The following is an 11,384-nucleotide window of genomic DNA, read 5'->3' on the forward strand; positions in this document are numbered from 1 at the left end:
TCTTTTAACCTATAACCTGATTAGGCTTTGGGTTTCAAAGCGGCAGCTTCGCGAGCCAGACGGGTGATGGTATCCCAGTCTTTGTTTTTGATGGCTTCTTTCGGAGTCAGCCATGAGCCGCCGACGCACAAGACATTAGGCAGTGCCAAGTATTCGGGTGCAGTTGCCAGGCTGATGCCGCCGGTCGGGCAGAAGCGCACGTCGGCGTAAGGACCGTACAGGGCTTTGAGCATGGCTTTGCCGCCAACGACTTCGGCAGGGAAGAGTTTGAGGGTGTCGATGCCGTGTTCCAAAGCCAGTTGGACTTCGCCCGGGGTGGCAACGCCGGGAATCAGGGGGATGCCGCTGTTGTGGCTAGCTTTAGCAAGGGATTCGTGCAGACCTGGGCTGATGGCGAAAACTGCACCTGCGTCTTCGACGGCTTTGAGTTGCTCAGGGTTGGTAACCGTACCTGCGCCGACGATGGCGTTGGGCACTTCTTTGGCAATCAGGCGGATGGCGTCGAGGCCGACGGGGGTGCGTAGGGTGATTTCGAGGGTAGGGATGCCGCCTTCGACAAGGGCGTGGGACAAATCGACGGCGGTGCTTAAGTCGTCAATCGCCATCACAGGCACAACTGCGCCGGCGGTCAGGATTTCGCGTGGGGTCAGTTTGGACATTTCAGTTCTCCAAGTGGGATAGGGGCATTTTTGTTGAGGTCAAACAGGAAGGGGCTAGGTTTTCAGACGGCCTTTTTGAAAAATGGGAGACGTTGCTTATTCGCGGGCAAAGCCCACGCTGCGTCTGATCCGTTTAAACAGCTTCAATAATTTTTCAGACGACCTTCTATTCACGAAGGCCGTCTGAAACGGACATCAGGCAAATTCGCCGCCGAAGCTCATGGCACCGGTTTCTGCGCTGCTGGTCATGCTGCGGAAGTTGGCGAAGAGTTCGCGGCCGCAGCCTTGTTGGTTCGCGCTCAAGTCGATGTGTTCGACTTCGCGGGCGTTCCATTCGGCTTCGTCAATTAGGACATTGAGTTCGCCGGTAACGGAGTCGAAGCGGATCAGGTCGCCGGTACGGATTTTGGCGATATTGCCGCCCATCAGGGCTTCGGGCGTCATGTGGATGGACGCGGGTACTTTGCCGGACGCGCCGGACATACGGCCGTCGGTCAGCAGCGCCACTTTGAAGCCGCGGTCTTGCAGGATGCCCAAAGGCGGGGTCAGTTTGTGCAACTCGGGCATACCGTTGGCGCGCGGGCCTTGGTAGCGGACGACGCACACAAAATCGCGTTCCAACTCGCCGCGTTCAAATGCAGCTAAAACTTCGCGTTGGTCGTTGAACACGATGGCAGGCGCTTCGATGATGCGGCAGCCTTCGCGCACGGCGGACACTTTAATCACGCCGCGTCCGATGTTGCCTTTCATCAGGCGCAGGCCGCCGTCCGGGGAGAAAGGATTGTCGGCTTTGCGCAGGATGTCTTCATTGCCGCTGGTTTCAGGGGCTTCGCGCCATTCGAGTTTGCCGTCGATGAGGAAAGGCTCTTTGGTGTAGTGGCGCATACCGTGTCCGACGACGGTATCGACATCGTCGTGCAACAAGCCTGCATCCAGCAATTCGCGGATAACGAAAGGCAGGCCGCCTGCTGCGGTAAAGTGGTTCACGTCGGCTTTGCCGTTTGGATACACACGGATCAGCAGCGGGATGATGGAAGAAATTTCGTCGAAGTCGTCCCAGTTCAAAATCACGCCTGCGGCGCGCGCCATGGCGACGAGGTGCATGGTGTGGTTGGTCGAGCCGCCGGTTGCCATCAGACCGATCAGGGCGTTGATGAAGGATTTTTCGGTCAACATTTCGCCCAAGGGTTTGATGGTGCCGTTTTTGATGCCGCGCGCAAGGTGTCCGGCAGCGTAGCGGGTCAGGGCTTCGCGCAGGTCGGTGTAAGGGTGGACGAAGGCGGCGGCAGGCAGGTGTACACCCATCATCTCCATCATCATTTGGTTGGAGTTGGCGGTGCCGTAGAAGGTACAAGTACCCGGGCTGTGGTAAGAACCCATTTCGCTTTCAAGCAGGGCATCGCGACCGACTTTGCCTTCGGCGAAAAGCTGGCGGGTACGGGCTTTTTCCTTATTGCCGATACCGCTGGACATCGGGCCTGCAGGGACGAATATGCCTGGGATATGGCCAAACGACAACGCACCAATCATCAAACCCGGTACGATTTTGTCGCATACGCCCATAAACAGGCCACCGTCAAACATTTGATGCGACAGACCGATGGCGGTACTCATGGCAATCACGTCACGGGAAAACAGCGACAATTCCATGCCGGCGTAGCCTTGCGTGATGCCGTCGCACATGGCGGGCGTGCCGCCGGCGACTTGGGCGGTCGCGCCGTTTTTCTGTGCTTCGTCTTTAATTTGGTCGGGGAAGTCTTTAAACGGCTGGTGTGCGGAAACCATGTCGTTATAGGCGGTGATGATGCCTAAGTTGGGGACGGTTTCCTGAAGCATTTCGATTTTGATGCTCTTAGGCATGGAGGCGTAGCCGTGTGCCAAGTTGCTGCAGCCGAGCTGGTTGCGCTCTAAGCGTCCCATCTGTTTGGCGCTGCGGATTTTCGCCAGATATTTTTCACGCGTCGGGCGGCTGCGCTCGATGATGCGCTCGGTAATTTCGGCGAGTTTCGGGTGAATAGGAGTGGGGTTCATGTGCGGTCTCCTGGCTAAACGATATGATAGGGATTTTGTTTGCGCGTTTCTGATTTTTGTATTGGGTATGTTTCAGACGGCCTTGAGCTGTGGGAATGAATAATAAGGGCCGTCTGAATATTTGAAGATTTCTCTTCGAAGCGTCCGCATATTATAGTACAAAATCTGTAATTTTGTTACAAAATAATTTGCTAAATGTAAGAAATTTGATTTAAATCGAGGTATGGTCAATTCGTAAAACGATGGGCTACAAAAGTCATCAAACTTTTATGTTAAATCAAACAATTTGTAAAAATGAGAATAGACAAAATGTGTAGCCATGTGTAGTATTACTACTCATTAGCCCGCTTGTTTGAAATTTTGGTGCAGGCGATTGGTTTTTTACTGCTTATTGCTTAAAGGCTTTTGATTCTAATCGATTTTTATAGATGACGACAGTCCAAAAGTTTTGAAGCAAGCTTCCTCAACGAGAGATGAAACAATGAGTACACAGACAAATTTTGATTTGGTGTTGTTTGGCGCGACCGGCGATTTGGCAATGCGTAAACTTTTGCCTTGCCTGTATCAGGCGCATGTAGCCGGTTTGCTTCATCCCGAAGGTCGTATTTTGGGCGTAAGCCGAAGCGAATTGGATACCGCCGGCTTTTTAGCCAAAGTGGAAACGAATTCTAAAATCCATGTCAAACAAAACTTCTCAGAAGAAGCGTGGGCATCGTTTATCCAACGTCTCGAGTATTTAAAAGTTGATGTGACAAAGAAAGATGACTTCATTGCTTTGGGCGACTTGGTAAAAGCGCGCAAGAATACTGAAAATGTCGTGATCTACCTCTCAACTGCGCCGAAATTCTTTGCGCAAGCCTGTGAAAACCTTGCCGAAATCGGTTTGAATGCCGATAACATGCGCGTGGTTTTGGAAAAACCGCTGGGTACAGACCTGGCCTCTTCCCAACAGATCAATACAGATGTGGCCCGTTATTTCAAAGAAGAACAAATCTACCGCATCGACCATTATTTGGGTAAAGAAAGCCTGCAAAACCTGCTGGCCCTGCGTTTTGCCAATGTGATGTTCGAGCCTTTGTGGAACAACAAATACATTGAAAGCGTACAGCTGACCATTGCCGAGCAGTTGGGCGTGGAAGAGCGCGGCGAGTTCTACGACATTACTGGCGCATTGCGCGATATGGTGCAAAACCACTTAATGCAAATGCTTTGTATGACCGCCATGGAAGCGCCCGCCAGCTTGGATGCCGATGCCGTGCGTGATGAAAAAGTGAAAGTCATCAAGGCTTTGAAACCGCTGACCATCGAATCTGTCAATGAAAATGTTATTCGCGGCCAATATGTTGCGTCAAACGGCATGAACGGCTATCTGGAAGAAGTCGATGTGCCGAAAGACAGTTTCACTGAAACCTATGTCGCCATCAAAGCCGAAATCGAAAACGAACGTTGGAAAGGCGTACCTTTCTACCTGCGTACCGGCAAACGCATGGCAGGCAAAGTAGCGGAAATCGTGTTGAACTTCCGTCCGCTGCAAAACCATATTTTCGACAACAGCCAAGCTGCGCCGAATCGTTTGGTTATTGAGCTACAACCGACCGAATCTGTCCGCCTTTACACGCAAGTGAAAACCCCGGGTGCAGGCAATAAAGTGGAAGTAACGTCTTTGGGCGTGGATTTGGGCAAAGCCGTAGAAGGCCGCCGCGCCGAGGCTTATGAGCGTCTGCTGCTGGATGTGATTAACGGCAAACTCGCTTTGTTCAACCGCCGCGACGAACTCGAAGCCGCTTGGGAATATGTGATGCCGATTTTGGAAAACTGGGCGAACAATACAACGCCTCCGCATGCTTACGAAGCCCATTCTTGGGGCCCTGAAGCTGCGCGTGCGCTGTTAGCACGCGACGGCAACAAGTGGCACGAAGAGCAATAATATTTCTTTCAGACGGCCTTGTTTTCCAACAAAAGGCCGTCTGAAACCATGAAAGGACGAAACATGTTTGTTTTGCACGAACAAGAAAACGCTGTAACTGCCGCGCAAGCTTTGGCCGGTGCCGTTGCCGCCGCACTGCAAACCGCATTGAATGAGAAAGGCCATGCGGTTTTGGCCGTTTCCGGCGGTCGTTCGCCGATTGCGTTTTTCGAGGCTTTGTCGCAAAAAGATTTAAATTGGCAAAACATCGGCATTACTTTGGTGGACGAGCGTATTGTCCCGACCACGCATGCCGACAGCAATACGGGCCTGGTGCGAGAATATCTGCTCAAAAATAATGCTGCCCTTGCCACATGGATTCCGGTTGTTGAAGACGGAAAGTCTGAAACTGAATTACAACCTGAAGTTGTCGTTGCTTACGCATTGAAACATTACAAGCAACCTGACGTGCTGGTGTTGGGCATGGGTTCAGACGGACATACGGCGTCGTTGTTCCCTCAAGCGCCTCAATTACAGGCTGCAATCAATGAAGCCGATGACCCGACATTGATTCATACCACGCCGGTTACCGCGCCGCATGAGCGCGTAAGCATGACTTTGGGTGCGATTGCCAAAACGCCGAATGTGTTTTTGGCCATTCAAGGCGCAGAGAAAAAAGCAGTATTTGATAAAGCTGCCGCAAGGGCCGATACCGAATATCCGACCAGCCTGATTCTCAATCATCAAGGAATTAACTGTCATGTCTACTATGCACACTGAAGCTTATCCCCGCCTGGTCGCCGATATCGGCGGTACGAATGCCCGTTTTGCGCTTGAAACTGCCCCACAAGTAATTGAGAAGGCTGAAGTTTTACCATGCAAAGATTACGATACCGTCGTTGATGCCGCCAAAACTTATTTGGAACGCGCAGGTAGCCCGAAAGTTTTGCATGCCGCCTTTGCGATTGCCAATCCGATTTTGGGCGACTGGGTGCAGATGACCAACCACCACTGGGCGTTTTCCATCGAGACCACCCGTCAGGCTTTGGGTTTGGAAACGTTGATTCTGTTGAACGACTTTACCGCCCAAGCTTTGGCAGTGACCAAAACCGAAAAGAAAGACCTGGTACAAATCGGCGGGCAAAAGCCCATCGAATTTGCGCCTAAAGCCGTTATCGGCCCGGGTACAGGTTTGGGTGTCAGCGGTTTGGTGCACAGCGCCGCCGGCTGGGTGGCTTTGTCAGGCGAGGGCGGCCATACCAGTTTTCCGCCGTTTGACGATATGGAAGTGTTGATTTGGCAATACGCTAAAAACAAATACGGCCATGTTTCTGCCGAGCGTTTCTTGAGCGGCGCAGGTTTGAGCCTGATTTACGAAGCATTGGCCAAACGCGACAACATCAAGCAATACCGTCTGAAGCCGTCTGAAATTACCGATAAGGCATTGAGCGGGACTTCTCCGCTTTGCCGTCAGACTTTGGATATTTTCTGCGCCATGCTGGGTACGGTTGCTTCCAATTTGGCTTTGTCATTGGGTGCGCGCGGCGGCGTGTATTTGTGCGGCGGCATTATCCCGCGCGTGTTGGATTACTTTAAAACGTCCCCGTTCCGCAGCCGCTTTGAAAATAAAGGCCGTTTTGAGGCTTATCTTGCCGCTATTCCCGTGTATGTCGTATTGAGCGAGTTTCCGGGCATCGTCGGCGCAGCGGCGGCATTAGACAATCATTTAAATAACGTTTAAACACACAAACGGCAGTGCAGGGCAGGGGTGGAGAAAACCTTTGTCCTGAACGTCAAAAAATCAAAGGGTAGAGTATATGTTAAGCAAAATCAGCGAATCATTGTCCAACCTCTCCGGCGCAGAACGCAAAGTTGCCGAATCTGCGCTGGCCGAGCCGAAATGGTTCGTTCATGCCGCTGTGGCGGAAATTGCCGAGCGTGCGTCCGTCAGTCAGCCGACAGTAATCCGTTTCTGCCGCAGCCTGGGTTACAAAGGCTTGCCTGAATTCAAACTTGCTTTGTCTGCCAGCATCGGCCACGAAGGCATGCCTTACGTTCATGAAGAATTAAACGCCGATGACAACATGGGCAGCGTGGTCGAAAAAGTATTGGGCAATGCCGCAGCCTCCCTCTTGGGCGAGCGCCGCTTCCTGAAAGAATCCGAGCTGGAAAACGCGATTGCCATTCTGATGCACGCGCGACGCGTTGAGTTTTATGGTGTCGGCAACTCCGGCATCGTAGCCCAAGACGCGCAACACAAATTTTTCCGCTTCGGCATGTCCACTGTTGCTTATGTCGATACGCATACCCAGTTGATGGCGGCTTCCGTATTGACCGAGCAGGATGTGCTGGTGGCGATTTCCAATACCGGCTCGTCTATCGAATTGCTGGACGCGGCCAGTATCGCCAAAGAAAACGGCGCATCCGTTATCGCGCTGACCCGCAATGATTCGCCGTTGGCCCAAATGGCCGACTGTGTATTGAGCATCGCCACTCAGGAAAATGCCGAGCTTTATACGCCTATGGTGTCCCGTCTTCTGCAATTGGCCGTTATCGACATTCTTGCCATCGGCTTGGCCTTACGTTTGGGCGATACCGCCAGCACGCAACTGCAAAAAAGTAAAAAAAGCATACACAACAAACACATCGAATACGATAAAGATTGATTCTTCACTGATATATTCAGACGGCCTCGCCTCATATCCAGGCCGTCTGAAACCTCAAAAAACGGAAACCACACCGTTCCCGTTTCAGACGACCTCACGGCCGTTTTCTCAACAAAACTGTCCACTATCCAGGAGAGCATCCGATGAAACACCTTCACGATTTACCGGCTTGGTCAAAATTATGGATACATTTTGACGAAACCAAAGAACAACACATGCGCGAAATGTTCGACCAAGATCCCGAACGTGCCGAGCGTTACTGGCTGCAGGTTGGCGGCCTTACGCTGGATTATTCCAAAAACCGCATCAACGACGAAACCATGGCACTGTTGTTCGAGCTGGCGCGTGAAGCAGGCGTGCCGGAACGGATGCAGCAAATGTTCCACGGTGAAAAAATCAATACGACAGAAAACCGCGCCGTTCTCCACGTCGCCCTGCGTAACCGCACCAACGCCCCCATCGTCGTAGACGGCGAAGATGTGATGCCCAAAGTCAACCATGTCCTGCAACGCATGGGCGAATTTGCACACGAAGTCCGCAGCGGCAGCTGGTTAGGCTATACCAACCAAGTCATCACCGACGTCGTCAACATCGGTATCGGCGGCTCCGACCTCGGTCCGCTGATGATGTGTACCGCGCTCAAACAATTCGGCCATCCGCGTTTGAACATGCACTTCGTCTCCAACGTGGACGGCTCCCAACTGCGCGACGTATTGTCCAAAGTCCACCCCGAGACCACCCTCTTCATCATCGCCTCCAAAACCTTCACCACCCAAGAAACCCTGACCAACGCCCTGACCGCGCGTAAATGGTTCTTGGATCATGCAGGCGATGAAAGTGCCGTGGCCAAACACTTCGTTGCCGTATCGACCAACCAAAAAGCCGTTGCCGAATTCGGTATCGATACCGCCAATATGTTTGAATTTTGGGACTGGGTCGGCGGCCGTTACAGCCTCTGGTCAGCCATCGGCCTGCCGATTATGCTGTATCTCGGCGAAGAGAACTTCATCGAAATGCTCAACGGCGCGCACCTGATGGACCAACACTTCATCAACACGCCGCTAGAGCGCAACATGCCCGTCATCCTCGCCCTCATCGGCATCTGGTACATCAACTACTACGGCGGCGGCAGCCACGTTATCGCCCCTTACGACCAACACCTCCACCGCCTGCCCAAATTCATCCAGCAGCTTGACATGGAGAGCAACGGCAAACAAGTGACCCTTGACGGCAAACCGGTCGGTTACGAAACTTCCCCGATTATTTGGGGCGAAACCGGTATCAACGGCCAGCACGCATTTTTCCAACTGCTGCACCAAGGTACGCACATCACGCCGATTGACCTGATTGCCTCCCTTGAAAAACGCAGCAATTTGCAAGGTCATCACGAAATCCTGTTGGCCAACGTTTTTGCCCAAGCCGAAGCCTTTATGCGCGGCAAAACCCCAGACGAAGTCCGCGCCGAACTCAAAGCCCAAGGCATGGAAGCAGAGCGCATCGAAGAGCTGGTTCCGCACAAAACCTTCTCAGGCAACCGCCCGACCAACCTCATCCTCATGGATAAAATCAACCCGCGCAATATGGGTAGCCTGATTGCCATGTATGAACACAAAACCTTCGTTCAAGGCATTATTTGGGGCATCAACAGCTTTGACCAATGGGGTGTAGAACTCGGCAAACAATTGGCCAAAACCATTCTTGCCGAATTGAACGGCGAGACTGAAGTGCAAAAACACGACAGCTCGACTACACGTCTGATTAATCTTTATTTGAACGCCAACAAATAAAGCATTTAGTTAAAGCTAAGGCCGTCTGAAACTTTCAGACGGCCTTTTGTTTTATTCCGGATCATCCGTAAACGCATTTTCCCGAAATATCGGTACAAATGTGAAAAGATACAGTACGAACACGACGATGGTCAGAATCGCGGGGACAGTGATGAAGAAGATTGGGTTTACGTTCATCAAGAAAGCGCGCGAGACAGCGGCCATAAAGAGCAGGGGAACGGCAATGCGGCAGAGCTTGGGGTAGTCGAGTTTGGTAAAGCCGCTATGCCACAGTCCGGCGGTCAGCCACACCATCATCACGCCGCCCATCATGCCGCCGAGGGTAATCAGGTGTAGGGGCGCGGAGGCGGACAGGTTTTGCAGTTTCGCCGCGCCTGTCCACAGATAGCCTGCGGCGGCAAAGAGTTGGAGCAGGTAATAAGTGCGGACGTAGTGTTTGCGCAGGAGTTCGTGATGGTGAAGCTCACGCAGTTTGGCAAGCAAGATAAAGCCGACGGCAAGCGCGGTAAAGCCGACGGTTTGCGCGGGCAGCCAAAGTTCGGCGGCGGCGTGCAGCAGCAAGAAAGTAATAGCGATGTTTTTATAAACGATATTTGGAATAAAAACAGGGTCTTTCAGACGGCATTCTTTCAGGGCTTCCGCACCCAAAAGAATACTGACGCGGACGGATACGAACATGACAGCCGCCATGTTCAAATGCACTTGCGCGCGCAACAGGTTCAAATCGCCGCTAACGGCATAGGCCGTCTGAAAAACAGTAAATGCTGCGAGCAGAATCAGCAGGGCGAAGTTATCAGTGTTGCGGTCGAGCCAAATCAGCCAAGCGCAGAACAGCAGCAACACCAGCCAATAGGCGGCGACGAAAAACGAGGCAGGTTGCGGCGAAAAGGGCAGTATGGCGGATGCGGCGAGCAACAATGCCGCCATCAAAGTAGCGACAGGTTTCAGACGGCCTTGATAGCCCGTCCATTCAAGCATGGCGGCAGTCAGGAAGCCACCGTATGCCGCAGGCAGCATGAGTTCTAAGAAGATTTGGCGGTGCAAAATGACGGCACTGGGGCTGATGAAAAACACCAACGCGCCGAGTATGGCAAGTGCCGCCGCACCGACGAAAAACGGCCGCATGGGGTGGGTGAAAAACTTATTCATGGTTTGGCTTGATTCTGCATGAAGATGCTTTTGGGTATGGATTTATTGGGTGGGCAGGGTCGTATCTTTTGCCAAAGAGGCAAGCCTGCGGCTTGTGCCCTCTCCCTAGCCCTCTCCCACGGGGAGAGGGGATTAAGCTGCCAAACCCGAACATTTTCAGGTTTGCCTACCATCTGATTTTCAATCCTACGTTCTCTAATTTTCAGCAACCTGATTCCCTCTCCCCGTGGGAGAGGGTTAGTGAGAGGGCAACGAACCGCAAGGTTTGTCAGATACTCAAATGCCCGTATCATTCATATTATTGATATTATTGTTTGAATTGTATTATTTTCAATAATAATAAATAATCCTAAACCAATATAAATAACAGCCATTATCCAACGACTAAACTTCTCTACAATTTCACCAACACCTGAAATATTAGCCAATCTTTGTGCTGTATATACTAAAACAAAAATCAATATTAAAAATACAAGAAGAGTAACTAATAAGTCGACAAGATCTAAAGTCACAAAGTAAGGAACAAAAAGTCCAATATTATCTGCACCACAACTAGCAACTGTAACCAAAGCAACAATACCGACTAATTTTGACAACCCTTTTTCATCCAATTCTTTTTTAGCTCTTTTTTCGCCCTCACAATCGTCGTAAATAGCAACTTTAATACCTAAGTAAATCGGTATTAAACCTAATAAACCCAACACCCATTTTTCCGGAACATAATGCAAAACAAAAGCTAGAAATAAACTAACTAATATTAAAATTACAGAACCTAAATATTGTCCGATATAAATATCTCGATATTCTTTTCTAGTATTTGCTCTAGCAAAAAATATTAATAGTATTACCAACAAATCTACTGCTGTAGCAATATATAAAACAGCAGCAGTAATCACAGTCGAAAACATAAAGCACCTCATAATGAATCCTCTGCCCCCTTGGCACCACGGCTTTTTCAAAAACCGAATCGCGTTCGGATAACAGATTCGTATCTTTCGCTAAAGAGGCAAGCCTGCGGCTTGCTTACCCTCTCCCTAGCCCTCTCCCACGGAGAGAGGGAATTGGGCTGTCGAGCCTGAACATTTTCAGGTTTACCCGACATCTGATTCCCAATTCTACGGCTCTCTGATTTTGAGAAACCTGATCCCCTCTCTCCGTGGGAGAGGGTTAGTGAGAGGGCAACGAA

General features: G+C 51.1%; 9 protein-coding genes. 5 read left to right on the top strand and 4 right to left on the bottom strand.

Going from position 1 to position 11,384, the window contains the following annotated elements:
- Positions 1-20: 20 nt before the first annotated feature.
- Complete coding sequence (locus tag HMPREF2596_RS02165; protein WP_003745733.1) at positions 21-659, bottom strand: bifunctional 4-hydroxy-2-oxoglutarate aldolase/2-dehydro-3-deoxy-phosphogluconate aldolase; 639 nt, start codon at positions 657-659, stop codon at positions 21-23.
- Positions 660-854: 195 nt separating this feature from the next.
- On the bottom strand, positions 855-2,690 hold the full coding sequence (edd, locus tag HMPREF2596_RS02170) for a phosphogluconate dehydratase (protein ID WP_070849347.1): 1,836 nt from the start codon (positions 2,688-2,690) through the stop codon (positions 855-857).
- Between the two features lie 481 nt (positions 2,691-3,171).
- On the opposite strand from edd, the gene zwf reads away from it, so the two are divergent.
- From zwf to pgi, 5 genes are all read left to right on the top strand, one after another.
- On the top strand, positions 3,172-4,617 hold the full coding sequence (zwf, locus tag HMPREF2596_RS02175) for a glucose-6-phosphate dehydrogenase (RefSeq protein WP_070849351.1): 1,446 nt from the start codon (positions 3,172-3,174) through the stop codon (positions 4,615-4,617).
- 63 nt (positions 4,618-4,680) lie between these two features.
- Entirely contained in the window at positions 4,681-5,376 is a 696-nt protein-coding gene (gene pgl / locus HMPREF2596_RS02180) for a 6-phosphogluconolactonase (protein ID WP_070849354.1), read from the top strand.
- Entirely contained in the window at positions 5,357-6,337 is a 981-nt protein-coding gene (locus tag HMPREF2596_RS02185) for a glucokinase (RefSeq protein WP_003745741.1), read from the top strand. The genes pgl and HMPREF2596_RS02185 overlap by 20 nt, the downstream gene beginning before the upstream one ends.
- 76 nt (positions 6,338-6,413) lie before the next feature.
- Complete coding sequence (hexR, locus tag HMPREF2596_RS02190; RefSeq protein ID WP_003745745.1) at positions 6,414-7,262, top strand: DNA-binding transcriptional regulator HexR; 849 nt, start codon at positions 6,414-6,416, stop codon at positions 7,260-7,262.
- Positions 7,263-7,405: 143 nt separating this feature from the next.
- Positions 7,406-9,049 carry a glucose-6-phosphate isomerase gene (gene pgi / locus HMPREF2596_RS02195; protein WP_003745746.1) on the top strand — a complete coding sequence of 548 codons (1,644 nt, stop codon included), beginning with the start codon at positions 7,406-7,408 and terminating at the stop codon, positions 9,047-9,049.
- Between the two features lie 51 nt (positions 9,050-9,100).
- Here pgi and HMPREF2596_RS02200 read toward each other — a convergent pair whose 3' ends face one another.
- Positions 9,101-10,198 (bottom strand): NnrS family protein, encoded by a 1,098-nt coding sequence (locus HMPREF2596_RS02200; RefSeq protein ID WP_070849357.1) that lies wholly within the window; start codon positions 10,196-10,198, stop codon positions 9,101-9,103.
- Positions 10,199-10,491: 293 nt separating this feature from the next.
- On the bottom strand, positions 10,492-11,106 hold the full coding sequence (locus HMPREF2596_RS02210) for a CadD family cadmium resistance transporter (protein WP_036491903.1): 615 nt from the start codon (positions 11,104-11,106) through the stop codon (positions 10,492-10,494).
- Positions 11,107-11,384: the final 278 nt, after the last annotated feature.

The organism is Neisseria sp. HMSC078C12 (assembly GCF_001838065.1).
In the GTDB taxonomy this organism is placed as follows: Bacteria; Pseudomonadota; Gammaproteobacteria; order Burkholderiales; family Neisseriaceae; genus Neisseria.

Coding starts and splice junctions, on each gene's coding strand:
- HMPREF2596_RS02165 (WP_003745733.1), bottom strand. CDS start 659: ATGTCCAAACTGACCCCACGCGAAATCCTGACCGCCGGCGCAGTTGTG.
- edd (WP_070849347.1), bottom strand. CDS start 2,690: ATGAACCCCACTCCTATTCACCCGAAACTCGCCGAAATTACCGAGCGC.
- zwf (WP_070849351.1), top strand. CDS start 3,172: ATGAGTACACAGACAAATTTTGATTTGGTGTTGTTTGGCGCGACCGGC.
- pgl (WP_070849354.1), top strand. CDS start 4,681: ATGTTTGTTTTGCACGAACAAGAAAACGCTGTAACTGCCGCGCAAGCT.
- HMPREF2596_RS02185 (WP_003745741.1), top strand. CDS start 5,357: ATGTCTACTATGCACACTGAAGCTTATCCCCGCCTGGTCGCCGATATC.
- hexR (WP_003745745.1), top strand. CDS start 6,414: ATGTTAAGCAAAATCAGCGAATCATTGTCCAACCTCTCCGGCGCAGAA.
- pgi (WP_003745746.1), top strand. CDS start 7,406: ATGAAACACCTTCACGATTTACCGGCTTGGTCAAAATTATGGATACAT.
- HMPREF2596_RS02200 (WP_070849357.1), bottom strand. CDS start 10,198: ATGAATAAGTTTTTCACCCACCCCATGCGGCCGTTTTTCGTCGGTGCG.
- HMPREF2596_RS02210 (WP_036491903.1), bottom strand. CDS start 11,106: ATGTTTTCGACTGTGATTACTGCTGCTGTTTTATATATTGCTACAGCA.